The sequence below is a fragment of the Mesorhizobium sp. P3_A2 genome, from assembly GCF_056403115.1.
Genome location: NZ_JBFUGC010000001.1, coordinates 131,622 through 157,765, shown reverse-complemented (window position 1 = coordinate 157,765; position 26,144 = coordinate 131,622). Strand labels below are relative to the sequence as shown.

The window sequence follows — 26,144 nt, the reverse complement described above, 5'->3', positions numbered from 1 at the left end:
GCGTGATTTCGAGGTGGAGTAAATTGCGTTTCGTGCTCCCCAGTTGTGCCAAGGGGAATGTTTTTCCAGCGAAGTCGGTGGTTCAGCCCGCGGCCGTGCCTCTCAGCAGCACATTGAGCCCGATTGCCATCACCTTGGCCGATTCCACCATGTCCGAGATACCGACCCATTCGTCGGGCCGGTGGGCGAGATCGAGAATGCCCGGACCATAGGCGATGCAATCGTAGAGGTGGCCGATGCGGGCAATGTGCTTCTGGTCGTAAGTGCCTGGCGAAATAATGTAATCCGGCTCGCGGTCGAAGATCGCCATGATGCCTTGCGCCACCGCCTTGACCACCGGCGCATCGCGTTCGGTCATCAGCGGCAGAACTTCCATCAGGTCGCGGATTTCGTAGTCAAACTTTTTGCGCTCGCGTTTCAGCCGGTCGAGGATATCGGTCACTTCGCTTTTGACCGTGGCAAGGTCTTCCTCGAGCAGGAAGCGGCGGTCGATGGTCAGCCGGCAAGCATCCGGCACGTTGGGCGAGGGAAGGCCGGGGCGGAAATCCTCGGTCTGGCCGCCATGGATCGAATTGATGTTCATGGTCGAGCGCTTGGCCCCTTCGGGCACGACAGGCATGCGCGTCATCTTGCGGTCGAGCGCCGGAAACAGTTCGTCCTCGAAGGCCTGCAGCACGGCGCCCATGTGGCGCACCGCATTGTCGCCGAGGAACGGCATCGAGCCATGCGCGATCTCGCCCTTGGTCTCGATCTCCGCCCACCAGACACCGCGATGGCCAAGGCAGATGCGATCCTTGTTCAGCGGCTCGGGAATGATGACGTGATCGACCTTGGGTTTCGAGAAATAGCCAAGTTTCGCCAGGTGGGCGACACCACCGAAGCCGCCTGACTCCTCATCGACCGTGCCCGAGATTTCGATGGCGCCGGGAAAATCGGGGAAAACCTCCATGAAGGCTTCGGCCGCGATGATCGAGGCGGCGAGGCCGCCCTTCATGTCGCAGGCGCCGCGGCCATAGACCCTGCCATCCCTGACGATGCCGGCAAAGGGATCGACACTCCAGCCTTCGCCGGCTTCGACGACATCGATATGCGAGTTGAAATGGACGCAGGCGCCGGGCGAGCGGCCGTCGAAGCGGGCGACGACATTGATGCGCGGATAGCGGTCGGTATCGCCGGGCGTGCCCTCGGCGCGGATAAATTCGGTTTCGAAGCCGCGCTTGCTTAGCCGGGCAGCAATATATTCCGCGCAGGGGCGATAGGCTTCACCCGGCGGGTTGATGGTCGGGAAGCGGATCAGGTCGGCGGTGAGCTGGACCAGTTCACCGGAACGGTCGTCGATCGCTTTGAAGAGTCGTTCGTTCATCAGGAGAGTTGAGCAACGAACGGGTGGCTTTTGCAAGCGTTACGCCACTGGCGCCAAAACCACGTGCCGCGGCAGCAACTATGGCGGGAAAATCGTTCAAATTCGCTGCTTTAGATTGGCGATTTTATCAAGGAGTGTGTGTTAGATCACTCACCTGTCGTTAAAAAGATGAAAAACCGCGTGATGACAGAGCAGGCAAGGGGCATCAAAGGGGTTTGATCTCATGACTAAAATCGTTTTCATGGCGGCAGCTTTTGCTGCGATGCTGTTCGGCACGTCCATCGAAAGCAGGGCTGCTTCGCTGGTGGCCAGCATCGACGTCTCATCGCAGACCATGACCGTCAGCCAATACGGCCAGGTGCTATATCGCTGGAGCGTGTCGACCGCGCGCCGCGGCTACTTCACGCCGCCCGGCACCTATCGCCCGCAACGGACGGCGCGGATGTGGTATTCGAAAAAATACCACATGTCGCCAATGCCGTATTCGGTGTTCTTCCATGGCGGCTACGCCATCCACGGCACCAATGCGGTGAGGCAGCTTGGGCGTCCGGCCTCTCATGGCTGCGTGCGGCTGCACACGGCCAATGCCGCGGTCTTTTATTCGATGGTCCGCGAAGTCGGCTTTGGCAATACGCGCATCGTGGTGACGAACTAACGGTCTCGACGACCTAGGATTGACGCTGCCGCTGGCCGGCGGCGTCCTTTGCCTGTCCACGCCGGCGGCGACGCCGGCCTGAGATTTCCCACCTTTTGTGGAACCACATCCACTGTCCTGGGTCCTCGCGAACCCAGCGCTCGACGACGTCGGCGAGCAGTTGGGTGGTGGCTGGGACGTCGACACTGTCGCTCTCATTGCGCGGTAGAATGAGCTTGTCTTCGATCTCGAGGCGGAAGCGGTTGCCTGGCAACCGCACGCAACGCGCCGGATAGACATCGCAATCATAGTGGCGGGCGAGCATGCCCAGAACCGGATTGCTCTGGCACGGGCGGCCGAAGAAGGTCGTCTCCAGCCCGCTTGAGAATTTCTGGTCGACCAGAACGCCGATATTGCCGCCATTCTCGAGAATGGACGCCAGCGCGAAGGAGGCGCCGGTGGAGGAGGGCAGCAGCGCGCCCATGCTCGAACGGCGGGTCGAGTGGATGTAGTCGGCGAGGTACGGGTTGTTCGGCGGGCGAAACAACGCCGTTATCTTCATGCCGAAGGTGGCGGCCGCCACCGGCAGCAGTTCGAAATTGCCGAGATGGCCGGTGAACAGGATGTGCGGCTTCTGCTCGGTGGCGATGTGCTTGAAGTGATCGACGCCACCGACTTCGACGCGCCCGGGCGTCGTCGCGTTCGGGTCATAGTCGAACAGCGCATCGAGGAAGATGTATTCGGCGGCAAGCCGGGCCATGTTGCCCCACATGTCGGAGGCGATGGCCTCGATCTCGGCGTCGTTCTTGTCGGGGTAGGCGAGACGCAGATTGTTGATGGCAACGCGGTGGCGTCCGACACGCGGACCGATCCGCCGGGCGGCGCGGTCGGCGAAATTGAGCGCGCTGTCGGCCGGCAGCAGACGCAGGAGCGAGATGATCGTCATCGCCGCACGCGCCACCAGCCAGTGCTCCATCTGGCGCAGTCTTCGGCCATAGCGGAACATGAAGTCCCGGCGGGCTTTCTTGAACACCTTGCCGACCATTGGCCTAGGAAACGCGCAGGATGATCTTGCCGAACACGTCGCGGCCTTCCATGCGCTTCAGCGCGGCGTCGATGCCATCGAAGTCGACTTCGGTGTCGATGACCGGGGCGACCTGACCCGCCGCCATCTTCTGCATGGCATTGGCCATGTTTTCCATGCGGCAGCCGAATGAACCGAGCAGCTTCAGCTGCTGCTGGAAGAGCTGCATCAGATTGATCTGCGTCGACACGCCCGAGGTCGAACCGCAGGTGACCAGGCGGCCGCCGCGCTTCAGGCACAGCATCGAGGCGGCAAAGGTGTCGGCGCCGACATGTTCGAAGACGACGTCGACGCCTTTCTTTTTGGTCAGCTTGCGCACGACGCCTTCGAAACGTTCGTCACGGTAGTTGATGACATGGTCGGCGCCGAGTGCTTTGGCCTTGTCGATCTTGTCGTTCGAGCCGACCGTGGTGATGATGGTGCAACCCATGCGCTTGGCCAGCTGGATCGCCGCCGAGCCGATGCCGGAGCCGCCGGCATGGATCAGGATGGTCTCGCCGGGCTGCAGCTTTGCGTTGTCGAACAGCATGTGCTCGACCGTGCCGAAGGTGACGGGCGCGACAGCCGCGCCGATATCGGTCACGCCGGGCGGGGCAGGGACCAGCAGACGCGCCGGCAGGTTGATCTTCTCCTGCGCGAAGCCGTCGAGGTGGAAGCCGTGCACGCCCGAAACATGTTCGCAGAGATTGTCGCGGCCTTCGCGGCAGGCACGGCAGAGACCGCAGGTGCGGGCGCCGTAGATCGACACCAATTGGCCGGGCAGCAGGCTGGAAACGCCGGGACCGACGGCCTCGACCTCACCGGAGGCTTCGGCGCCGACGACCAGCGGCAGCTTGCGCTTGGCAAAGGCCATGCCGCGCCAGCCCCAGACGTCGATATGGTTCAGCGCCACCGCCTTGATGCGCAGCGTGACCTCGCCCAGTGCGGGGGGCGGCGGGGGCGGCAGGTCCACCGTTTCAAGACGGCGGTCCTCGATAAGTTGCAGTGCGCGCATAAGGCCTGTCGGTTCTGTTTGAGCGGAAAGCGCTCGCTTAGACCGGTTCCCGCGCCATGACAAGGCAGGTGTTCTGGCCGCCAAAGCCGAAGGAGTTCGACAAAACCGTGCCGACTTCGGCATTGCGCTTCTTGTTCGGGACCACGTCGAGCACGATCGCCGGGTCGGGATTGTCGTAGTTGATGGTCGGCGGAATGACGCTTTCGCGCATGGTCATCAGCGAAAATGCCGCTTCCACGGCGCCCGCGGCCGACAGCGTGTGACCGATCATCGACTTGTTGGACGAGATCGGCATCGAGCCGATCCGCTCGCCGAACACGGTCGACAAAGACAGGTGCTCCATCTTGTCGTTCTCCGGCGTCGAGGTGCCGTGGGCGTTGACATAGTCGATCTCGTCCTCGCTCAAACCGGCGTCGGCCAGAGCGGCGCGTACCGCCGCAATCGCCGGCGAACCGTCGGGCTTGGAGCGGGTGCGGTGGAAATCGTCGGCTTTTTCGCCGCAGCCGCGCAGGATGCCGAGAACGCTGGCGCCACGGGCAAGGGCAGCCTCAAGCGATTCCAGCACCAGCGCGCCGGAGCCTTCGGCCAGCACAAATCCGTCGCGATCCTTGGAGAAGGGTTTTGAGGCCTTTTCCGGGATGTCGTTGTGGGTCGACAGCGCCGACAGCAGCGAAAAGCGGATCAACGCCTCGGCGGTGGCCGAGCCGTCGGCGCCGATCGACAGCGCCCGGTCGCATTCGCCGCGGCGGATTGCCTCGACGCCGAGCTGGATGGCCGTGGCGCCCGATGCGCAGGCGGTCGACAGCGTGATCGGCAGGCCGCGCGTGCCAAACCGGTCAGCCAGCCGGTCGGCGATCGAGCCGAACTGCGTGGTTTCGAATATGTCCAATTCCTTCAACCCGCGCGCCACCCTGAGCAGCCTCTCGGCGCCGGCGTCCTTGTCGTCGGAATTGTAGAGCGAGAAGCGATCGTGCCAGTCGAGCTCGACCGGCGGTGAGGCAAGGAAGAGCGGCCCGCCGAAATCAGAGGAATCGAGGCCGGATTCGGCCACGGCCTCATTCGCCGCGGTCTCGGCCAACTCGTAAGTCAGCAGGCTGGCGCCCTTAGAGCTCGAATCCAGGAAGTCGACCATGCCGGAGATGCGGGTGTTGAGGTGGTCGACCGGAAAGCGAGTGATCGGGTGGATGCCCGATTTGCCGGAGGTCAGCGCCGCCCAATTGTCTGCCTTGCCGACGCCGAGCGAGGTCACCACGCCGATGCCGGTGACGGCGACGATCGGCCTGCCCATGTGATCTCTGAGATTGGCCATCCGGAACCTCTTAACTTTGCAGCATGATCGCGCAGCACTGCTTCAAGCAGCGTTGACCAGCGCCATGCCCTCGAATTGGTGATAGCCGATCGCCGTTGCAAGCACGGTTTGCGGAATGCCTTCGAACGGCTTCTCGGTCGCGGCGTCGAAAACGGGGTAGGCGGCCTTGCGGTCGACAGCCAGTGCGGCGAGCGCCACAGCGAACGGAAACTGCGCTTCCTTCATATGCCCGGTCAGCGTCGCGAAACCGCGCGCCGATATCGCCGGATTGGCATCGAGCGCTGCCTTCTCGGCTGATGTTGCCGTATGCGCGCCGGAAGCGCCGGACATGGTAAGCAGCTTACCGTTCGGGAGTGCTGTCTGTTTGAGCAAGGCCGCGATCTCGGCGTCGAGTTCACCGCGCGAGCGCCGGGCGCGGCCGGAGACGACCGGTCCGAGCTCGGCATAGATCTTGCGGCCACGGCTTGTCGCGTGTTCGCGCTGTTCCAGCACCAGGAAGGCGCCGCCGGAGCCGGAGACCAGGCCGCCACCCTCGGCACCCTGTCTTTGCCAGACCGGCTTCCACGGGCCGCGATGCAGATAGCCGGCCAGTTCATAGCCGAGCAGCATGTCGGAATGTTCGGTCTGGAAGGCGCCGCCGACCAGAATATGCGTCGACTGTCCCGAGCGGATACGCGCGGCTGCCGTCTCGACAGCGGCGACACCGGCACCTTCCTCGCCCATGAAGGTCCTCGACGATCCGGTCACCTTGTGGACGATGGAGATGTTGCCGGCGAGCAAGTTGGAAAGCTGCGCCAGAAACAGGGTCGGCCGCAATTCGGTGGTCAGCTTCTCGTTCAGCAGCACGTCGCGGTCGTTGCGGCTTTCCGAAGCGGCAAGGATGGCGGCGTCGACGGCCTCGTCGCGCTCGCCGCCGCCGGCGGCGACAACCATGTCCATGGTCGTGCAGAGCTCGTCATTGCCCTTGATGCCGGCATCGTCCAGCGCCAGGCCGGCGGCATAGGTGCCGAGCCGCTGCCAGGTTTCCATCTGCCGCTGGTCGCCGCGCTTGGCGATCTGCAGGTTCCAGTCGATCTCGGGCAGCGGATGCACGGTGTACGGTGCAAAGCGCGCGGCTTCGAGCACCGGCTGCAGGCCTGGCTGCGCCAGCTTCTGCCAGTGGGCGTCCGGACCCTCTCCAAGCGAGGAGACAAGGCCGATACCAGTGATGACGACGTCGCGGGGGCTGCTCATGAGCGGCTTTGTGGGTCAGGCGGCGCAGCCCGTCAAGGCCGCGCGCTTGCCCGATATCAGGCGTTCTTGGCGGCGACCAGCGCGTCGATCTTGGCGCACAGGTTCTTCATGACGAAGTAATCGTCGGTCGAGGCCTTGCCGTCATTGACTTCCTGCGTCCACTTTTCCAGCGGCACCTTGATGCCGAACTCTTTGTCGATGGCAAAGACGATGTCGAGGAAATCGAGGCTGTCGATGCCGAGATCGTCGATCGTGTGGCTCTCGGGGGTGATGGTGTCGATATCGATCTCGCTGGTGTCGGCAATGATCTTGGCGACTTTGTCGAACGTGGTGGACAAGGGCTCTTCCTTCGGTTGCGGGCGGAATCTGTCCGCATCTGGTTTGGGCGCTGTCTAATCGGTTTTTCCCGGCAGGAAAAGGCCTGATGCGCCGGGCGCAGATGGGGAGGGGTCCCAAGAAACGCAAGAAGAGCCGCCGGCTGACCCGGCGGCCCTTCCATTGACGCAACGTCAGCTCAGCTCTCGCGGAGCTTGACGATGTCGTTGAGCAGTCCGCCCGTTCCGTTGTGGACGGTCAGCCGCTCGACCTTGCCGGCGATGGTTTCCAGAGCCTCAAGCTCCTTCAACCGCAGCATCACCGGGTTTTCGGCCATCACCCGGGCCGTGTTGAGGAGCGAACGCGTGGCGTTCGTCTCTTCGCGGCGGCGGATGACGTTGGCCTCGGCCTGCTTTTCGGCCGAAACCACCTGGTTGAGGATGTCGCGCATCTCGCCCGGCAGGATCACATCCTTGAGCGCGATATCGCTGACCTCGACGCCGATCGCGGCCATATCGGCACGGACCTTGGCCGCCGCCTCCTCATCGACCGTCACCTTCTTTTCAAGGATCTGGTCGAGCGTCAGCGCGCCAAGCGTCTTGCGGAAGGCATACTGCAGGGCGCGGTAGAGGGCTTCGGAGAAGTCCTTCACCGTGCTCACCGCCTTGACCGGGTCGACGACCTGGTATTCGGCGGCGATGTTGACGCGGATCGTCACGCGATCCTTGGTCAGCACTTCCTGCCCGGCGACATCGAGCGACTGGCGCTTGAGGTCGACGACCTTCACCTGCACCATGCGCCCGACATTCCAGAACGCATGCACGCCCGCAGTGAGCGTGCGCACCAGCACACCGTCGACGAACAGCAGTCCGGCCTGGCCATCGACGATCGGATGGACGGACATCAATTCCGTCTTCCGGGCCTGACCGAGCCGGCGCATCAGCGCCGGATCGATGGCAAGATCGACTGCGGTGTCGACCAGCGTCACCTTCCATGGCCCGGCATCCGTCCACAGCACCAGCTTGCGGTCCGGCGCTAGCGCAGCATGCAGATTGCCGTCGCGCTCGATGACGGCGACCTCCGTGCGTCCGGTGCGAACCACGGTCAAATGACGCGCGGCAACATCCGGAAGCTTGTCGAACAACGCCTTCTCGTACGCCGAAACGAATTCCGGGTTCTTCAGATCGTGCCGGGACACTTCAAGGTTGCCGCGCCGGTTGACGAGCGAATGCTCGCCCGGCAGCAGGACAGCCTTGATCTCCCCCTTGTAGAGGGTGAGGGCACGTTCGTTTTCCCTTACGAGGACGCGCTCGCGTCCAAGAACCTTGTCGAGAATGGTCGTCATTGTCTTACTCCTGTCGGGCATGGCCCCATGCGAGGCGTCACGTCATGCGTCGATCTTCCCTTTCGTTTCTCGTTTCACTTCGTCGTTCCCGGCACGAATGATCCGGGGACCGGTGGCATCAAATCGCGGCGGGCCTTCGGGAGCGGATCGCGGGGCAGCGAAGCGGGCGCCGGAGGCCTTGGCCTCCCTTGCCGGCGACACTGCGCCTTGATCGTCACCGCGGGCCTGGCCGCGAGCCCATGGCGTCGGACCTTTCTGTACGGCTTCGGCCCGTGGGCTTCGGCCGCCTTGAGGTCTTCAGCATTCCGGTCCCGGACCGATTTTCCGAATAACACCGTGACAGGGTGGCTTGGCTTGGAAGGCCAATGGAGAAGGATTCGAACCTTCGACCGTCAGATTCGCGATCTGATGCTCTACCCAACTGAGCTATCCGTGGTGCAGACAGCAGGATTCGAACCTGCGACCTCCGGATCCAAATCCGGCGCTCTCCCAGACTGAGCTACATCCGCGATCCCAATCCCCAAAACGGCGCCGTATACAGGGCAGCAAAGCCGCCTGCACGGGCGGAGACGAAAGCTCCAACCGTTGTGCTCGCTTCGGTTTTCGTGACCGGGAGCGCGCCTATAGACCCTGCGACGGGTTGTCGCAAGCGGCATTGTGGCGGCGGATTTGCGGCTTCTTTCGGCGGTGGTATTTCGGCAACAGTGCGCGGGATGGCGGCCTTGTCAGAAAGTGACGCGGCCGAGCACGCGCAGGCCGTCGCCTTGCGGCTCCACCACCACCGCTTCGCCTTCGCGCGGCGACACACCGGTCAGCGCGACGATGTTTTCGAGATGGGTGACCATGACCAGATTGTCGGAGCCGGAATAGGCGCGGATCTCCTTCATGACCGCGTCGAGCTGCGCGGCCTTCTCGGTCGGATCGCTCTTCAGGAGATCGAGCGGTGCAAAAAGCTCCGGCTCGGCTTCGAAGGCGATGCGAGCGGTGTCGAGGCAGCGGCAGTAGCGGCTGGACAGCACCCGCTCGATGGGCGCGGCACGGGCGCCGAACAAGGCGCCGATCTTGCTTGCCTGCTGCTTGCCACGCGCCGACAAATTGACTTGCGTGGCGCAGTTGTTGATGTCGAACTTGGCCGGGTCGGTGGTGCCGGTGACCAGCGCGTGGCGAAGCAGCACGACATGGCCGCCGTCACGCAAAAGCGCCCAGCCGGCATCTGTCGCATGGGCCGCGGCCGGGACAACAAGCAGAAATAGCGCCAGCACAAATCGAATCATCTGAAACCTTCCGAGAGCCGGATGTCGGCCCTGGTCATTCGCATATAGGGATCGGAAAGCCGCCACAAAGACAAGCGAAAGGCGGACGCTCCGTCCGCAACGTCACTTTTTCGCCATCTGCTTCTTCGCCAGATCGATCTTCTGGTCGGTGAGCGGGATGGGGATCGTGTAGCCGGCTTCAGTAAAGCCCTGCTTGGCGTTCTCGAAGAATTCGATCGCTTTGAGATATTCCGGCTTGCCCGCGCCGTAGCTGGCGCGGTTCCAGTGGACGTCGCCGATATTGTTCTGTTCGAAGGCCCACTGCAGTGGCTGAGTTTCACGCGTAAACACCTTCAGCGTCGCCGTGAATGCAGCTTCGGCGTCGTTGAGATATTTGTCGGTCCGCTGGAGATTGCCGAGATTGAGCAGGCTCATACCGATGCCATTTTGAGCATTGGCCCAGTCAACCGGTGCTGCCTCGATGGTGAGTATTTCGAGCGCTGCCCGCCGCGCCGCAATCGAATCCTGCAGGGTCTTGGCATCGGCATTGCTCATGCTCAACCAGTGCAGCGTCGAGCCCAGGCCGGCCTGGGCCAGTGCCCATTGCCGCGGGTTCGTCTCGCGCTTGTACTCGCGCAGCGCATTGCCGTAGGCGTCGACCGCAGCGCTATAGTGCTCGGGCTTGTCGGTCACGCCGCCCAGTAGCTGCAGCGTGTTGCCGAGATTGTAGTAGCTCATGGCCCAGTCCTGCGGGAACTTCCGCCTGACATAGACCTGCCGTGCCGCCTGGAAGGCTGCCACCGACTGTTCCAGCTTGGCCGCATCACGCGTGCGCTGGCCCAGCGTCTGGTAGATCGAGCCAAGATTGTTCTGCGCCGACGCCCAGTCCATCGGGAAGCGCTGGCGGGTAAACACTGTCAGTGCGTCGTCATAGGCGGAAGCTGCTTCTTCGAGCGTCGCCGTGCCCATGTCGAAGCGGGCGACACCGCTCAGCGCATTTCCGAGATTGAGGCGACTGGTGGCCCAGGACACCGGAAAGGTTTCCCGGGTTCGCACTTCCAGCGCGGCGCGGAAAGCGTCGGCCGCCTCATTGATCTTGGCCTTGTCGTTGAGTTGGATGCCAAGCGTGACCAGCGTGTTGCCGAGATTGTTCTCGACCATCGCCCATTCCACCGGCGTTTTGGCACGTGTGTACTCCTCGAGCGCCAGCCGGTAAGCGGCTTCGGCCTGCTTCAGATGCTCGCCGGCGGGTTCGCGTTCGGAGAGTGCATAGAGGGCGAGGCCAAGATTGTTCTGCGAAGATGCCCAGTCCAAAGGCAGCTTGTCGCGCGGGCGCTTCTCCAGCGTGGCGCGCATGGCTGCCACCGCATCGTTCAGGCGCTTGGGGTCGCTTTCGCGTTCCCCTATCTTCAGCAGCACATTGGCCAGGTTGTTCTGCGCGGCGGCCCAGTTGCGATCATCTTTCTCGCGCTCGAAGACGACAAGCGAATCGCGAAAGATCTGCGCCGCTTCTTCCAGATGCGCGGTCTCGGTTTCGCGTTCGCCGATGGTTTGCAGCACGACCGCCATGTTGTTGCGAGTGATTGCCCAATCGCGGTTCTGTTCACCGTTGGGGATGAAGTTCAGGATGACATGATAGGCCTCGATGGATTGTTGCAGGGCATCGAGGTCGCCGGTGGCGTAGCCATAAGCGTTCAGCGCCTCGGCCTCCTGGTTCTTGTAGTTCCAGCGCAGCTTCTCGTCCCACTTCTCGACCAGCGAGAAAGCTTTGGCATAGTCGTTGGCGGCGGATTTGTAGTCGAAGACCAGTGCGGCGGCGTCGGCGCGTTTGGCATAGATGGCGGCGTCGGCGATGCGCTTTTGCCTGACCAGATCTTCGGCCTCGTCGACCGCACCGCTGTTTTCCTCGACCCGGCCGACCGCGTCATCGAGGAATTTGCGCGCTGTCACCATGGCACCCTGGTTGATGGCTTTGTCGGCGGACGCGACCAGGCGGCTGATCTGGGGATCGTCGGTGCGCAGCGCCGCGCGCTCGGCCATCATCTTCTTCAGGCGCTCGGCCTGGCTGTCCAGAACCTTCTGCAGGTCGTTCGGGTCCTCCGGGATCTTTTCCGTGCCGAGCGCCTTGAGCACGCCGTAGAGCGCATCGAGCGGCACGCCGTCCTTCAGCGAGGCCAGTTCCACCTGCGCCCGCTTGGGATCGGGCAGGTCGGAGATGGTCAACAGCAATTGCCGCCGCTCACCAGTGATCAGCCCATCATCGCCGGTCGGCTCCGGCGGCGCGACGCCGAAATAGAGGAGACGGCGCAGGCTCTCGCTGACCCAGGGGCGCTGCTTTGCCTTGGTGTCGAGATAGACCTCTTCCGTCACCATGCGCATAACCGAGCCGAATTCCGTACCCTTCATCGCCGTGAGGTGACGCAGAAGCGCCGCCGCGTAGGGGCTGTTTTCGCCGGCGTCGCCGTCGAGCGCCGGGCGGCCCGGTTCGGCGGCAAAGCCGACCACCGTGCCGAGGCTCGCATCGTCCACCGAGGCATTGCCGAGCGCCTTGGCGCCGCGCACCGGTTCCAGCCCGCCGGCGCCGATGGGCTCGGCGGAAGCCGTTGGCGCCCGGCGCACGACCGCGTCGGCCGGAAACGGATTGGTGCGGCAGGCGTCGAGCAGCACAATCGTCACCGGCACGGTCTTCTTCAATTCGTCCATGACGGCCGAAATCGGCACCAGCGCCTCACCGGCATGTTTCAGCGAGGAGACGTCGGCGTCCACCGGCACCAGATAGTTCTCGCCGCCGGCCTCGATGCCATGGCCGGAATAGTAGATGAAGGCGACGTCTGCGCCTTCGGCATCCTCGGTAAACCGCTCCAGGTCGCGCTTCAGCTTGGCGGCATCGCGATCGGTGACGTTGCGGGCATCGAAGCCGAGGTCGGTCAGCATCTTGGCCATGTCGCGGGCGTCATTGGCCGGATTGGCAAGAGCGGCGATATGGTCGTATTTCGACTGGCCGATGATCAGCGCCACGCCCTTGAGACTTTTGGTCTCGGCCGCCTGAGCTACCGATACGGCAAGGCAAAGCAGCACAGCGACGAAAGCCGTCAGCCGCCGGACACGATTGCCTTTCGAGGTGCCGACAAAGCCCATTTGTCGTGTCGTCCGCCCAATGATCCAAACCCTCTATAAGCCTGCCAGCCGACGATGATCAAATTCGGGCGCGATTGCGCCGCGAGCATGGCTCGCTTATCCCTCTGGAAATGTCGCCGCTCACCGAAACCGTCCTCTTCGTCTTCAGCCTTGTCGCGCTCGGATATGTCGCCGGGTGGACACGCTATCTCAGGCCAGCGAGCGGTGAGGGCATCTCCGAATTCGCCATCAACGTGGCGATGCCGCTGCTGCTGTTCCAGACGATGGTGAAGTCCGACTTCCATGGTGTTGCGCCATGGTCGCTATGGGGCGCTTATTTTGCGGCCGTCGCGATCACCTGGGCCGCCGGCCATCTGGTTACCACCCGTGTCTTCGGCAGGGATTCTCGCGCCGGTGTCGTCGGCGGCGTGTCGTCGGCGTTTTCCAATGTCGTGCTGCTCGGCGTGCCCTTTATCCTCGGCATATTCGGAACGGATGGCTTCGAGGTGCTGTCTCTGCTGGTCTCGGTGCATCTGCCGACCATGCTGATGGCCTCGATCGTGCTGTTCGAAGTGTTCGGCCGCGGCAGCGGCGAACCCGTGCATCCCTTGCGCGTTGTCCGCAGCTTCCTCAGGCGGCTGTTCATGAATCCGTTGATCATCGGCATTCTGGCGGGGCTCGCATGGCGCATCACCGGCGCGCCGCTGCCTGCTGTCGCCATGCGCCTGGTCGATACGCTGGCCGCTACGGCGGCGCCGGTGGCGCTGTTCGCCATGGGGCTCAGCCTGCGCCGCTTCGGCATTTCGGGCAATGTCAGGCCGGCGCTGGTGCTTTCGGCGCTGAAACTGTTCCTGATGCCGGCGCTGGTGCTTGTCTTCGTCTGGTTGCTCGGCCTGCCGCCCTTGACGGCCAAGGTGGCGGTGATGGTGGCCGCGATGCCGTCCGGCATCAATTCCTACCTGATCGCCGTGCAGTTCAACACCGGCCAGGCGCTGGCGTCGAACCAGATGACCATCGCCACCGCCTGTGCCGTTCTCACCACGACCTGCTGGCTGACGGTGGTGGTTCACGTCTTCGGTTAGGCCACACGGCAATTTGCCTGTTGCGGCTCTCGTCTTGCTCTGGCCCAACCCCTATATGCCATCTTGCGATTGCTTGCGGGGCTTGCCCTAGGTTAAGAGCAGTGGCTTCAGCGTGCCGGCTCCGCAGCCTTTGCGCACGCTCATCGAAGAGATCCAGAAACCGGCCCGTCAGTGCGCCGAACGGAGGCTAGACCATGCTTCAGAAAACCAGCCATTTCATGCGCCAGGCCAATCTCATCAACGGCGAATGGGTGCAGGCCGACAGCGGCCAGACGGTCGACGTCAACAACCCGGCCACCGGCCTCAAGATCGGCACCGTGCCGAAGTCGGGCAAGGCGGAAACCCGCCGCGCCATCGAAGCCGCCGCCGAGGCTTTCAAGACCTGGCGCAAGACCACCGCGCTCGAACGCTCGAAGCTCTTGCGCAAGCTGCATGACGCGATGATGGACAATCAGGACGTGCTGGCCGAACTGCTCACCATCGAGCAGGGCAAGTCGCTGGCCGAATCCAAGGGCGAGATCGGCTCTGCCGCCGCCTACATCATGTGGTTCGCCGAGGAAGGCCGCCGCACCTATGGCGATGTCGTGCCGTCGCCGTGGGGCGATCGCCGCATCCTGGTGACCAAGGAGCCGGTTGGCGTCATCGCGGCGATCACGCCGTGGAATTTCCCGTCCTCGATGCTTGCCCGCAAGCTCGGCCCTGCGCTTGCCGCCGGCTGCACTACCGTGGTCAAACCGGCCTCGCAGACACCGTATTCCGGTCTTGCCTGGGGTGCGCTGGCCGAGGAAGTCGGCTTCCCCAAGGGCGTCGTCAACATCCTGACCGGCTCGGCTGCCGAAATCGGCGACGAGATCTGCGCCAACCCGCTGATATCGAAGATCACGTTCACCGGTTCGACCGAGATCGGCAAGCTTCTGATCCAGAAGTCGTCCGTCACCGTCAAGAAAGTGTCGATGGAACTTGGCGGCAACGCGCCGTTCCTGGTCTTCGACGATGCCGATCTCGACCGTGCCGTTGCCGGTGCCATCACCGCCAAGTACCGCAATTCCGGCCAGACCTGCGTTTGCACCAACCGCTTCCTCGTGCAGGCCGGCATCTACGACAAGTTTGTCGAGAAGCTGGTCGCAGCCAGCAATGGCCTGAAGGTTGGCTCGGGCCTGGAAGAGGGCGTGCAGCAGGGACCGCTGATCGACGTGAAGGCGGTCGAGAAGGTCGAGGAATTCATCGCCGACGCCACCTCGAAGGGCGGCAAGGTCGTCGCCGGCGGCAAGCGCCACGCGCTTGGCGGCTCGTTCTTCCAGCCGACCGTCATCGCCAATGCCAAGCCTGACATGCGCTTCATGAAGGAAGAGATATTTGGCCCGATCGCCCCGGTGTTCAAGTTCGAGACCGAGGAAGAGGCCATCGCGCTCGCCAACGACACCGAGTTCGGCCTCGCCGCCTATTTCTACACCGGCGATCTCGGCCGCGCCTTCCGGGTCATGGAAGGGCTGAAATACGGCATGGTCGGCGTCAATGAAGGCCTGATCACCACGCCGGAAGCGCCGTTCGGCGGTGTCAAGGAATCGGGCCTCGGCAAGGAAGGCGGACATCAGGGCATCGAGGATTACCTTGACACCAAATATGTCTGCATTGGCGGCCTCGGCCTCTAAACCGCTGACGGGCAGGGCAGGCCATGCGCCTGCCCTTGCCAGATGACATTCAGCCGGCCTAGAGCGGTTCAGCGGAAACGCCGAACCGCTCTATCTCTTTGTTTTTCGCAATTCCGGACGGAAAACCGTTTCACACTTTTCCTGGAATTGCTCTAAGTCGACAGATCCACGAAATAGCATTTGGGCATAGCGATGAAGGACGGCGAAGTCTTCGGCACGACCCAGGCGGGCGAACCCGTCCGCCGTTTCACCATCCGTGGCGGCGGCATCAGCGCCAACATCATCGGGCTCGGCGCCATCATCCAGGATCTGCGGCTCGCCGGCCACGATGCGCCGCTGGTGCTGGGCTATGACCGCTTCGAGCCCTACGAGACCGACCGGGCCTTCTTCGGCGCGGTCGTCGGTCGTTATGCCAACCGCATCCGCGACGGCCGCTTCACCATTGCCGGCCAGCGCTACCAGACCGAGCGCAATTTCCTCGGCAAGCACACGCTGCATGGCGGTTCGCGGGGTTTTTTCCACCGGCCATGGACGGTTTCGCTGCACGGCCGGGATTTTGTCACGCTGACGCTGCACGATCCCGACGGCACGATGGGCTTTCCCGGCGCGCTCGACGTCACCTGCACCTACCGGCTGAAGATCCCCGGCACGCTCTCGATGGAGCTCACCGCCACCTGCGAGGAGCCGACGCTGTGCAATCTGGCGCAGCATTCCTACTTCAATCTCGACGATGGCGGCACCGGTGACATCCTCGATCACCGGCTGATGCTGAATGCCGGCGCCTACACGCCGGTTGATGGCGAGATGATCCCGACCGGTGTCGTCAAGCCTGTCGACGATACCCCTTTTGACTTCCGCCAGGCGCGGCCGCTGCGCATGGAAACAGAAGGCGAGCAGCTCGCCTACGACGTCAACTTCTGTCTGGCGTCAGCTCGAGGCCCGCTTCACCAGGTGGCGTGGGCGCAAGGCGCCAGTTCAGGCGTCGAGATGGAGGTCTGGACCACCGAGCCCGGCCTGCAGCTTTACACCGGCCAATATGTCGTGCCGACGTCGGGCGGCCTGGACGGGCGGCGCTACAAGGCGTTTTCCGGTTTTTGCCTCGAAGCACAGGCCTGGCCCGACGCGCCCAACCGGCCCTATTTCCCGCAAGCCACTTTGTGGCCGGGGCAGATCTATCATCAGGTGACGGAATATCGCTTCCGGCTTCCCTAAGGTCTTAGCCTTCGAAAGCGGTTCTTAGAACCTCGAACGGCGCCAGCGCGCCGCGCACCTGCACGACGGCGGCGGCGACACGATGCGCGTGCTGCACGGCCTCTGCTGGCGCATGGCCGGCAAGCCGGGCGGCTAGATAGCCGCCATTGAAGGAATCGCCGGCGCCGGTGGTGTCGACGGGGGTGGCGACATGCTGGGCCGGAACGGGCTGCAGGGTTCCGCCAGTGGCGATCAGCGCCGGCTCCTCGCCATTCTTGACGACGACTTCGCCGACCAGTTTTCCCATCCGCTCGGCGGTCACCTGGGGTGCCGTATCGCCAAACAGCATCTGCTCGTCGGGAAAGGTCGGCAGCGCGATGTCGGTGACGGCAAGCGCGTTAAGGATCGCGGCTTGCGCCTCCTCGCGGCCGTGCCACAGGCGCGGCCGGTAGTTAGGGTCGAAGGCGACCAGCGATCCGGCAGCGCGCGCCTTGGCCACCGCTGCCAGCAACGTCTTGCGCGCGGCGGCGTCCAGAATTGCCAAAGTGATTCCGGAGAAATAGACAAGCGCCTGGTTTTCAAGGCTTTTTGCCAAGGCCGCCGGGTCCGAGGCAAGCCGTCTGGCCGCCGCGTCGCTGCGCCAATAGGTGAAGGCGCGTTCGGCGCCGGTCAAGGTGATGGCGTAAAGGCCGGGCCGGGCACCCGGGATGATCGGGCTGGCGCCGATGCCGATGCCGTTTTCGGCGAAGAACGAGATCTGACCCTGCGAGAACGGGTCGTCGCCAAAGGCAGAGACGTAAGTGGCGGGCCTCTCGCCGCTCAGCGCATGCAGTGCCCACAGCGTGTTGAACGTGTCGCCGGCAAAGCCCATGCGCCAGTTGGGCCCGGTCTGGCCGGACAGTTCGAGCATGCATTCACCGATCGAAGCGACGCCGTCTGCTGCCATAACTCTGCCTCGGGGTTTGGTTTCGGTCCTGTAGCTTTTTGCGGCCGGCAGCGCCATGCTTGGCGGCGGCGGTTTTTTGCGCCAGAAGCGTTTTCCCACAGCAGCGGCGGGACGCGAATTGCTCCCCGGGACGTTATGTTTGGAAGAGGAACCGGTTTGGCATCACTATGGCGTTATCTTCTTGCGGGCCTTGGTCTGGCCGCCCTGCTGGCCGGCATACTGGCGATCGTCTATCTGACCGCGCCGCAATCGGCGCCGGGCCCGGATATTTCGCGCTCGAAGAAAACGGCGAACGGCTTGTTTGTCGCCAGTTTCCAGCCGGAGCGGGGCGTTATCAAACAAGGCGAACTGCAATCCTGGCTGCTCACCCTGAAGACGGTCAAAGGCAATCCCGTGGAAGGCGCGGCGATCTCGGTCTCCGGCGGCATGCCGCAGCACAATCACGGCCTGCCGACCAGTCCGCAGGCGACCGACTATCTGGGCGAGGGGCGCTACCGCATCGAGGGGCTGAAATTCACCATGAGCGGCGTATGGCAGTTGCGCTTCGCCATTTCAGCGGCGGCCGGTTCCGACACGGTCGTCTTCAACGTGGTGCTGTGACCAGATGAACTGCCTGTTGCGCTTTCTGGCCCTGGCGGCGGTTTTGCTGGTTGCCGGCTGCGGCAAGCCGGATTTTTCCGATGCCGAGAAGAAGACCATTGCCTCGCTGGCGCTGAACGCCTTGCCGGCGCTGAAGCCCGATACCACCAACCGCTTTGCCGACGTGCCCGCCGCGGCGGCCCTGGGCTCCACTCTGTTCTTCGATCAGGGCATGAGCCATGACGGCAACGTGTCGTGCTCGACCTGTCACAAGATCGACCGGCAATTCCAGGACGACCTGCCGCAGGCCGTCGGCGTCGGCCGCACCAATAGGCGCTCGATGCCGCTGGCCGGGGTAGCGCGCAATCCGTGGTTCTTCTGGGATGGGCGGCGCGACAGCCTGTGGGCGCAGGCGCTGACGCCGCTGGAAAACCCGCTCGAGCAGGCGGGAAACCGCGCCGCCTTCGCGCATTATATCCAGAAGCGGTTCGGCGAGCGCTACGAGCGGATCTTCGGGCCGCTGCCTGACCTTTCCGCCGTGCCGGCCAATGCCAGTCCGCTCGGCAATGAAGCAGAGCAGGCGGCGTGGAAGGCGATGACTGCGGCCCAGATGGACGATGTCAACCGTGTCTTTTCCAATATCGGCAAGGCGATCGCCGCCTTCGAACGGTCGATCGAACCGGCGCAGACGCGCTTCGACCGTTTTGCCATCGACCTGGCGTCCGGCGCCAAGCCGAAAGCCGACGATGCCTTTTCGCTGGAGGAAATGCTCGGGCTGAAATTGTTCATCGGCAAGGCCAATTGCGTGACCTGCCACAACGGGCCGCGCTTCACCGACAACAGTTTCCACAACACCGGCGTGCCGCCGGTCAAGGACCTGCCGCTGGATCGCGGCCGCTTCGACGCGATAGCCCAGGTCGAGGCTGATCCCTTCAACTGCTTCGGCGCCTTCCGCGACGGTGGCGCCGGCGCCTGCGGCGAACTGCGCTTCATGGTCAAGGACGCGCCCGAACTGATGCGCGCCTACAAGACGCCGTCGTTGCGGGGCGCGGCGACGAGGCCGCCCTATATGCATGCCGGCCAGTTCTCCTCGCTGGAGGAGGTGGTGGCGCATTATTCGGCGGCACCCGCTGCTGTCGAGGGTACCTCCGAGGTGCACCCGCTGCAACTGTCGGACCGCGAGCGCGCGGCGCTGGTGGCGTTCTTGAAGACGCTGTCGGAGTGAGGAGTCAGCGGTCCTTCACCGTCTCCATCGCCACGAAGGTCGAGGTCTGGGCGACGTGCGGGAGCGCCGAGATGCGCTCGCCGAGCACGCGGCGGTAGGCGGCGATGTCCGTGGTGCGGACTTTCAGCAGATAGTCGAAGCTCGACGCCATCATGTGGCACTGCTCGATTTCCGGCACCGCCTGCACCGCGCGGTTGAAAGCGTCGAGCGCGGCCGAGCGCGTGTCCGACAGTTTGACCTGTACGAAGGCAACATGGCCTTCGCCCATGCGCTCGCGGTCGATGATCGCCTGGTAGCCCCTGATGTAGCCGTCTTTTTCCAAGCGCTTTACCCGCGCCTGCACCGGCGTCTTCGATAGGCCGACCTTGCCGGCCAGCTCCGACATGGACAACCGCCCGTCGCGCGCCAGAGACGACAGGATGTTTTTATCGATGCGGTCCAATTGGTCTTCTGTCACTGATATTGCAGTCCATTTGATGGCGATTTGATCGCAATGATAGATCGATCGGCTTGCCATGTCGATTTCTTTGGACCGGCTGAAAATACGGCTCTGTGCTAGCTTGCGCCATTCGGTCCGGCGACCGCCGGCCCGTTCCCTGATGCTCGCTCCGCAGGACCGCCATGCCGCTCGACACCATCCGCCAGCAGATCCGCGCCAACTACCTGCCCGACGAAGACGCGGCGGTGAAGAGGCTTGCCGAAGCAACCGGGCTTTCTACCGAAGACCGCGATGCGATCTCGGCTCGTGCCGCCGACCTGGTGCGGGCGGTGCGCGGCTCGTCCGACCCCAGGCTGATGGAGGTTTTTCTCTCGGCCTACGGCCTTTCCACCAAGGAAGGCGTGGCGCTGATGTGCCTGGCCGAGGCGCTGCTGCGCGTGCCCGACACCGAGACCATGGACGACCTCATCGCCGACAAGATCGCGCCGCATGACTGGTCGGCGCATTCGGGCGGTTCGAGCTCGATCTTCGTCAATGCCTCGACCTGGGCGCTGATGCTGACCGGCCGCGTGCTCGACGAGGGCGAGGGCGGCATCGAAGGCACGCTGCGCTCGATGGTGCGGCGGCTGGGCGAACCGGTGATCCGCAAGGCGGTGGCCGCCGCCATGCGCGAAATGGGCGAGCAGTTCGTGCTTGGCCGCACTATCGCCGAAGCCGTCAAGCGCGGCCGGCCGATGATCCAGAAAGGCTATCTCTATTCCTTCGACATGCTGGGCGAGGCGGCTCGCACCGAGGCCGACGCGCTGCGCTATCTCAAGGCCTATGCCGACGCCATTTCCTCGCTCGATTCCGGCTCCAACGGTCCCGATATCCGCCAGAACCACGGCATCTCGGTCAAGCTGTCGGCGCTGCATCCGCGCTACGAAGAGGCGCAGAAGGAAAAGATGCTGCCTGTCATGGCCGAGCGGCTGCTGTCGCTGGCGCTGGCCGCGCGGCATTCGCGCATGGGCCTCAACATCGATGCCGAGGAAGCCGACCGGCTGGATCTGTCGCTGGATGTCATCGAGCGCGTGCTGGCCGAGCCGGAGCTTGCCGGCTGGAACGGCTTTGGCGTCGTCGTCCAGGCCTATGGGCCACGCGCGGCCTTCACCATCGACTGGCTCTATGCGCTGGCGAAAAAGTACGACCGCAACATCATGGTGCGGCTGGTCAAGGGCGCCTATTGGGACACCGAAATCAAGCGGGCGCAGACGCTCGGACTTTCCGGCTACCCCGTCTTCACCCGCAAGGCCAACACCGACGTTTCCTACATCGCCTGCGCTAAGAAGCTGCTGTCGATGACTGACCGCATCTATCCGCAATTCGCCACCCACAATGCCCATACCGTCGCCGCCATCCTGTCGATGGCCGACAATCGCGACGCCTTCGAGTTCCAGCGCCTGCACGGCATGGGCGAGGCGCTGCATGAGACAGTGCGCCAGGCCGAAGGCACGCGCTGCCGCATCTATGCGCCGGTGGGCGCGCACTCCGATCTTTTGGCCTATCTGGTGCGTCGTCTGCTTGAGAATGGCGCCAACTCCTCTTTCGTCCATCAGCTCACCGACGAGGATGTCGAGCCGGAGGATATTGCGCGTGATCCGCTCGAAACGGTCGAGAACCAGGGTCCGGCCGCCAATCCGGCAATCGCTCGTCCGGCGACGATCTTCGGCGCTGGCCGCCGCAATTCGAAGGGGTTCGACATCACCGATCCGGTGACGCTGGCGGCGATCGACAAAGCCAAGGCGGCCTTTGCCGGGCCCGAGCGCTGGCATGCCAAGCCGATCACGCGCGCCGCCGGCTATGGCAAGCAGCGCCCTGTGGTCAATCCGGCGAAGCCTGCCGAGATCGTCGGCACGGTCGCCGAAGCCGCCGCCAAGCAGGTCGCGACCGCCGTGCGCTTCGCGGTGGAAGCGCAGCCGGCCTGGGCAAAACGTCCCGTCACCGAGCGCGCCGCGATCCTCAACCGCGCCGCCGATCTCTATGAGGCCAATGCCGTCGAGTTCTTCGCGCTCGCCACCCGCGAGGCCGGCAAGTCGCTGGCCGACGGTGTGGCGGAAGTGCGCGAAGCCGTCGACTTCCTGCGCTACTACGCTGCCGAAGCGGCGAACAATGAAGCGGGCACCGAGGCGCGCGGCGCCATAGTCTGCATCTCGCCATGGAACTTCCCGCTCGCCATCTTCACCGGCCAGATCGCGGCCGCGCTCGTCACCGGCAATTCGGTCATCGCCAAGCCGGCCGAACAGACGCCGCTGATCGCCTTCCGCGCCGTCGAACTGCTGCGCGAGGCCGGCGTGCCGGAGGATGTCATCCAGCTTCTACCCGGCGATGGCCCGTCGGTCGGCGGACCGCTGGCTGCGGATCCGCGCATTGCCGGCGTCTGCTTCACTGGCTCGACCGAGGTCGCCAAGCTGATCGAAAAGCAGTTGGCCGAGACGGCAGCGCCTGATGCCATGCTGATCGCCGAGACCGGCGGCCTCAACGCCATGATCGTGGATTCTACCGCGCTGCCCGAACAGGCGGTGCGCGACATCCTGGCGTCGGCCTTCCAGAGCGCCGGCCAGCGCTGCTCGGCGCTGCGCGTGCTGTATGTGCAGAAGGACGTCGAGAAGAAGATGCTGGAGATGCTGAAGGGCGCCATGGAGGCGCTCACCATTGGCGATCCCTGGCAGATTTCGACCGATGTCGGTCCGGTGATCGACGATGAGGCGCAGAGCTCGATCCGCGAGTATTGCACCACGATGGGCCTGCAGGGCCGGCTGATCGCCAAACTTGAGGCGCCGAAGGATGGCCGCTTCGTCGCGCCGCATGTCTTTCGGGTCAAAGGCATCGAGGAGATGGAGCGCGAGGTGTTCGGGCCGGTGCTGCATGTCGCCAGCTTCGACGCCGACGGGATCGACGCCGTTATCGCCGCCATCAACCGCAAGGGTTATGGCCTCACCTTCGGCCTGCACACCCGCATCGAGGGCCGCGTCCAGCATTTTGTCGACGGCATCCATGCCGGCAACATCTATGTCAATCGCAACCAGATCGGCGCCGTCGTCGGTTCGCAGCCATTCGGCGGCGAGGGGCTTTCGGGAACCGGGCCGAAGGCCGGCGGGCCGCACTATCTCCGGCGTTTCCGCAAGGGGCCGGAGGCCGGCACCGAGATTGCCGAGGGCCACAAGGTGACGGCGACCGAACTCGCCGACAATCTGCCCGAGCCGACGCTTGGCGGCTGGTCGACGCGGCCGGACCGCATCGCCATTTTGAGAAAGCATCTGCGCGGCAAGGGTGCAGCGGCGATCGGCGCTGCCGCTGCAATCGATTTCGGCCAGGTCGACCTGCCCGGGCCGACCGGCGAGGCCAACACGCTGTCGCTGTCGCCGCGCGGCCGGGTGCTGTGCCTCGGGCCGGACGCCGACACGCTGCTTGCCCAGACGATCCAGGCGCTTGCCGCCGGCAACGCGGTGCTGGCCGTGGCGCCCGGCGCGCCGGCAGCCCTCTCCGCGTTGACCGGCAAGGGGCTGCCGTTGGCAGCCATAGATGGCCGGCCCGACCCGGTCGAGGCGCGTTCGCTGCGCGTCGATGTTGTCGCCTTCTCGGGCAAGCCGGAAGCAGCCCGGATCGTGCGCAAGGTCATCGCCAACCGGAGCGGCCCGATCGTGCCGCTGGTCAGCGAAGTGCTCAACCCGGCGGCCTATGCGCATGAACGCGCCGTCTGCGTCGACACCACCGCTGCCGGCGGCAATGCCAGCCTGCTGGCCGCGGCGTAGGGGGCTTTTCGCGGCTCGCTTGCCTGCGTTGGATTGTAAGGGTATGCGCTAATGCTACAGGGCAGCAACTTGAGCAGGCGCAGCCGATCAGATGGAAGACACGTTCCGACCGTTTGAGCTGCCGCGCGTGTCGGTGGTTATCACCAGTCACAACTACCGGCCCTATGTCGAGGACGCGATTCGTTCGGTCCTGACGCAAACCTATCAGAGATGGGACTGCGTCATCGTTGACGATGCCTCGACCGATGGCTCGGCCGAACATATCCGGCAACTCCTCCAGACAATAGACGATCCGCGCTTTCGTCTGCTGGTCCGTTCCGAGAATGGCGGGCAAATCGCGGGATTTCGCGACGGCTTCGCAGCGACCGATGCGCCGTTCGTAGCGTTCCTTGACGCGGATGACGTCTGGCTGCCGGATTTTCTGCTGGCGCATATTTCGGCCCATCTCAATGCAGTGCGCTCTGCGGCGCTGTCCAGTTCAGACGTGTTCCTGGTCGATGGCGACCGAACGTTGCTGGGCGGCACCTATGTCCTGTTGCGCAAGCCGCGTCCGAAGCCGGATAGCCTCGGGACCATCATCCCGGCCGGCAAGGAGCTTGGCGAGATGGCGCCCGAGTTCGCCTATGCATCGGATCATCCGGTCATCTATTTTGGGCCAGGGGTCTATGGCTGGATGTGGGCGCCGACATCATCGATGGTTTTCAGGCGTGGCGCACTGGAACCGGTTCTGGCGTTCCCCTTCAAGACCAGGATAGGGACCGACTATCTGGCTGCGACATGCGCGCATCTGTCGGCCGGCAGCCTGCTCTTGTCGGAATGTCTCGGCCTCTATCGCCTGCACGGCGCCAACGCATCGGCCGGCGTCTCCTATGCCGGAGGCCACGTGCAGCAGTCGGCGGCCTATCGTACGCATGAGATCACGTTGGGTACGGATGTTCTCGACTATGTGCTCGCCAATGCCGAGCGGCTCGGTGCCGTCAATGGCCGCGAGTTCGTGCCTGGATTCCTGGCGCAACACATCAGGCGGTTCGGCCGCCTGGGAGATGATCCGCGCGTCCCGCCCTTTCTGGATCGCAGAGGCCGGTTGCGATGGCTGCGCAAGCGCGTCACCCGCTCTTTGCGGCGATTGATCGGTCGGGCTTGACGGTCCCGAATGCGGCTGCCTGAGGCGAAAATATCTCAGGCGCCTTCGACGACCGAGAAGCCTTCGAACTGCGGATGGCCGAGATAGTGCACCTTCGAGGTGCCGGCGTTGCGGTGGGCGGCGCGGAAATTCTCGGATTTGGTCCAGGCGACAAAATCCTCATGGCTTGCCCACACCGTGTGCGAGGCAAACAGCGTGTAGCCCTCGGTCTCGTTGACCGGGCCGCGCAGCAAATGGAATTCCCTAAAACCTTTCATCTCCGAGAGGCTGGAATCGCGGTTCTTCCAGACATCCTCGAAGGCGGCCTCCGAGCCGTTCTGGACCTTGAAGCGGTTCATGGCGATGTACATTGGCGTCCTTTCTGAATGGGTTACCTCGGGCATTGAAGAGATTGCGGGGCGCAGATTCTTAAAACGGACCGATCCGCGCCCTGAACACCCAGCTTGATCTGCCGGTCTCCGGTGGAATGGGCGGGAAGGGCGCCTGCTGGCGCACCAGCTTCAAGGCGAATTGGTCAAGCTCATCCGACCCTGAACTTTCGGCAAGCTGTACCTCGCCGATGCTGCCATCGGCCATGACGACGAAGACGACCCTGGCATTGTTGCTGGCCTTTTCTTGAATCGCTTTCGAAACGCGGCGGTTGGCGCGAGCAAGCTTCTTTTGAATTTCACCGCTGTAGCGGGCTTCCATCGCATTGCCGGCCGCGCCCTGTTTTTTGCCCTTGCTAGCAACCGCTGGCGCGTCGCGCTCCTCGCCATCTGCCGCGCCGCGAACCTCTCCCGATCCGGCTGGTGCGCTTGGCCTCGGGCTCGGGACCGGCGGCTTGGCGGCAGGCAAATCAACAGGAGGCTCGGCGGCGGGAGGCGCCTCTGAACTTTGCGGTTGAACCGCTGGCGGTGTCGACCTCTCAACCGCTGGGGCGACACTTTTATCATTCGGGATGGCGGCCGTCAGTGTATCTGGAGCGACAGTTGCCTGTTCGGCAGCCTCCGGCGCAGGCTTGGGTGCCGGCGGCTCTTTGACGGATTGAGGCGCCTCGGTTGGCGGGGCGGGTTGAACAGCCTCGTGCTTGGGCGGCTGCGGATCGGTCACCAAGGCGACATCGATCGCGTCGGGCGCCTGGCTATCCAAAGCGCTGCCGACCACGTCGGCGCCCGGTTGATCGGTGCCTTCGGATTGTATCGCGTTGCTTGAATCGAATGTTCCAGCCGGCGCGATAAAAAACGCCGCCGCTGCCGCAGCATGGAACAGGCAGGAAGCGATGATCGCCATCGTCCATTTGCGGTCTCCTGCTGACGGACGCGCCTGCTCGAGCGGCACGGGCGGCGTAATCGCCAGTTCGTTGCCGGCGTCGTCGGGGAGGGGGCTGATGTCCTGCATGTGTCGCGGCGAGACCTGCCGCGAGCGAGGCGGGATTGTCAAATCAAGATCGGTTGCCGGCCGTGACG

The 26,144-nt window shown here is 63.9% G+C and carries 21 protein-coding genes and 2 tRNA genes; 8 read left to right on the top strand and 15 right to left on the bottom strand.

Annotation, left to right across the window (positions count from 1 at the left end; genetic code table 11):
• Positions 1 to 82 precede the first annotated feature (82 nt).
• Positions 83 to 1,363, bottom strand: coding sequence for an acetylornithine deacetylase/succinyl-diaminopimelate desuccinylase family protein (locus tag AC1DXM_RS00730; protein WP_477231313.1), 1,281 nt, complete (start codon positions 1,361 to 1,363; stop codon positions 83 to 85).
• Between the two features lie 223 nt (positions 1,364 to 1,586).
• On the opposite strand from AC1DXM_RS00730, the gene AC1DXM_RS00725 reads away from it, so the two are divergent.
• Positions 1,587 to 2,018, top strand: coding sequence for a L,D-transpeptidase (locus tag AC1DXM_RS00725; RefSeq protein WP_477231312.1), 432 nt, complete (start codon positions 1,587 to 1,589; stop codon positions 2,016 to 2,018).
• 13 nt (positions 2,019 to 2,031) lie between these two features.
• Here the strand turns inward: AC1DXM_RS00725 and AC1DXM_RS00720 are convergent, their stop codons facing one another.
• The 10 genes from AC1DXM_RS00720 to AC1DXM_RS00675 all read right to left on the bottom strand — a co-directional run bounded on the left by AC1DXM_RS00720 (position 2,032) and on the right by AC1DXM_RS00675 (position 12,668).
• Positions 2,032 to 3,042 carry a lipid A biosynthesis lauroyl acyltransferase gene (locus tag AC1DXM_RS00720; RefSeq protein ID WP_477231311.1) on the bottom strand — a complete coding sequence of 337 codons (1,011 nt, stop codon included), beginning with the start codon at positions 3,040 to 3,042 and terminating at the stop codon, positions 2,032 to 2,034.
• A 4-nt stretch (positions 3,043 to 3,046) separates the two neighbouring features.
• Positions 3,047 to 4,075, bottom strand: a complete 1,029-nt coding sequence (locus tag AC1DXM_RS00715; protein ID WP_477231310.1) for a zinc-binding dehydrogenase — start codon at positions 4,073 to 4,075, stop codon at positions 3,047 to 3,049.
• A gap of 37 nt (positions 4,076 to 4,112) precedes the next feature.
• The gene (locus AC1DXM_RS00710; RefSeq protein WP_477231309.1) at positions 4,113 to 5,384 is read right to left on the bottom strand and encodes a beta-ketoacyl-ACP synthase; all 1,272 of its coding nucleotides are present in this window, start codon (positions 5,382 to 5,384) and stop codon (positions 4,113 to 4,115) included.
• Between the two features lie 42 nt (positions 5,385 to 5,426).
• Positions 5,427 to 6,617: a beta-ketoacyl-ACP synthase gene (locus AC1DXM_RS00705; RefSeq protein ID WP_477231308.1), complete on the bottom strand. Its 1,191-nt coding sequence runs from the start codon at positions 6,615 to 6,617 to the stop codon at positions 5,427 to 5,429.
• 56 nt (positions 6,618 to 6,673) lie between these two features.
• Entirely contained in the window at positions 6,674 to 6,955 is a 282-nt protein-coding gene (locus AC1DXM_RS00700) for an acyl carrier protein (protein WP_006335407.1), read from the bottom strand.
• Positions 6,956 to 7,131: 176 nt separating this feature from the next.
• Entirely contained in the window at positions 7,132 to 8,277 is a 1,146-nt protein-coding gene (locus tag AC1DXM_RS00695; RefSeq protein WP_477231307.1) for a slipin family protein, read from the bottom strand.
• Between the two features lie 355 nt (positions 8,278 to 8,632).
• Positions 8,633 to 8,708, bottom strand: a tRNA-Arg gene (locus tag AC1DXM_RS00690).
• 2 nt (positions 8,709 to 8,710) lie between these two features.
• Positions 8,711 to 8,786 (bottom strand) — tRNA-OTHER (locus AC1DXM_RS00685).
• A 216-nt stretch (positions 8,787 to 9,002) separates the two neighbouring features.
• Entirely contained in the window at positions 9,003 to 9,551 is a 549-nt protein-coding gene (locus AC1DXM_RS00680; protein WP_477231306.1) for a histidine phosphatase family protein, read from the bottom strand.
• A gap of 102 nt (positions 9,552 to 9,653) precedes the next feature.
• Positions 9,654 to 12,668 (bottom strand): caspase family protein, encoded by a 3,015-nt coding sequence (locus AC1DXM_RS00675; protein WP_477231305.1) that lies wholly within the window; start codon positions 12,666 to 12,668, stop codon positions 9,654 to 9,656.
• Positions 12,669 to 12,778: 110 nt separating this feature from the next.
• Between AC1DXM_RS00675 and AC1DXM_RS00670 the strand changes: the two genes are divergently transcribed.
• The 3 genes from AC1DXM_RS00670 (at position 12,779) to AC1DXM_RS00660 (ending at position 16,593) form a co-directional block, all read left to right on the top strand.
• Entirely contained in the window at positions 12,779 to 13,729 is a 951-nt protein-coding gene (locus AC1DXM_RS00670; protein WP_477231304.1) for an AEC family transporter, read from the top strand.
• A gap of 194 nt (positions 13,730 to 13,923) precedes the next feature.
• Entirely contained in the window at positions 13,924 to 15,381 is a 1,458-nt protein-coding gene (locus tag AC1DXM_RS00665) for an NAD-dependent succinate-semialdehyde dehydrogenase (protein ID WP_477231303.1), read from the top strand.
• Positions 15,382 to 15,567: 186 nt separating this feature from the next.
• The gene (locus AC1DXM_RS00660; RefSeq protein ID WP_477231938.1) at positions 15,568 to 16,593 is read left to right on the top strand and encodes an aldose epimerase family protein; all 1,026 of its coding nucleotides are present in this window, start codon (positions 15,568 to 15,570) and stop codon (positions 16,591 to 16,593) included.
• Positions 16,594 to 16,597: 4 nt separating this feature from the next.
• Here AC1DXM_RS00660 and AC1DXM_RS00655 read toward each other — a convergent pair whose 3' ends face one another.
• Positions 16,598 to 17,518, bottom strand: coding sequence for a sugar kinase (locus AC1DXM_RS00655; RefSeq protein ID WP_477231302.1), 921 nt, complete (start codon positions 17,516 to 17,518; stop codon positions 16,598 to 16,600).
• 156 nt (positions 17,519 to 17,674) lie between these two features.
• On the opposite strand from AC1DXM_RS00655, the gene AC1DXM_RS00650 reads away from it, so the two are divergent.
• Positions 17,675 to 18,118 carry a FixH family protein gene (locus tag AC1DXM_RS00650; RefSeq protein WP_477231301.1) on the top strand — a complete coding sequence of 148 codons (444 nt, stop codon included), beginning with the start codon at positions 17,675 to 17,677 and terminating at the stop codon, positions 18,116 to 18,118.
• Positions 18,119 to 18,122: 4 nt separating this feature from the next.
• On the top strand, positions 18,123 to 19,322 hold the full coding sequence (locus AC1DXM_RS00645) for a cytochrome-c peroxidase (protein WP_477231300.1): 1,200 nt from the start codon (positions 18,123 to 18,125) through the stop codon (positions 19,320 to 19,322).
• 4 nt (positions 19,323 to 19,326) lie between these two features.
• On the opposite strand, the gene AC1DXM_RS00640 is transcribed toward AC1DXM_RS00645, so the two are convergent.
• The gene (locus AC1DXM_RS00640; RefSeq protein ID WP_112565348.1) at positions 19,327 to 19,779 is read right to left on the bottom strand and encodes an Lrp/AsnC family transcriptional regulator; all 453 of its coding nucleotides are present in this window, start codon (positions 19,777 to 19,779) and stop codon (positions 19,327 to 19,329) included.
• A gap of 164 nt (positions 19,780 to 19,943) precedes the next feature.
• On the opposite strand from AC1DXM_RS00640, the gene putA reads away from it, so the two are divergent.
• Both putA and AC1DXM_RS00630 read left to right on the top strand, forming a co-directional pair.
• Positions 19,944 to 23,552: a bifunctional proline dehydrogenase/L-glutamate gamma-semialdehyde dehydrogenase PutA gene (gene putA, locus AC1DXM_RS00635; protein ID WP_477231299.1), complete on the top strand. Its 3,609-nt coding sequence runs from the start codon at positions 19,944 to 19,946 to the stop codon at positions 23,550 to 23,552.
• A 91-nt stretch (positions 23,553 to 23,643) separates the two neighbouring features.
• Positions 23,644 to 24,696 (top strand): glycosyltransferase, encoded by a 1,053-nt coding sequence (locus AC1DXM_RS00630; protein WP_477231298.1) that lies wholly within the window; start codon positions 23,644 to 23,646, stop codon positions 24,694 to 24,696.
• A gap of 35 nt (positions 24,697 to 24,731) precedes the next feature.
• On the opposite strand, the gene hmuQ is transcribed toward AC1DXM_RS00630, so the two are convergent.
• A complete protein-coding gene (gene hmuQ / locus AC1DXM_RS00625; protein ID WP_142865136.1) occupies positions 24,732 to 25,046 on the bottom strand; it encodes a heme-degrading protein HmuQ in 315 nt (104 codons plus the stop codon).
• A gap of 58 nt (positions 25,047 to 25,104) precedes the next feature.
• Positions 25,105 to 26,076, bottom strand: coding sequence for an energy transducer TonB family protein (locus AC1DXM_RS00620; RefSeq protein WP_477231297.1), 972 nt, complete (start codon positions 26,074 to 26,076; stop codon positions 25,105 to 25,107).
• Positions 26,077 to 26,144: the final 68 nt, after the last annotated feature.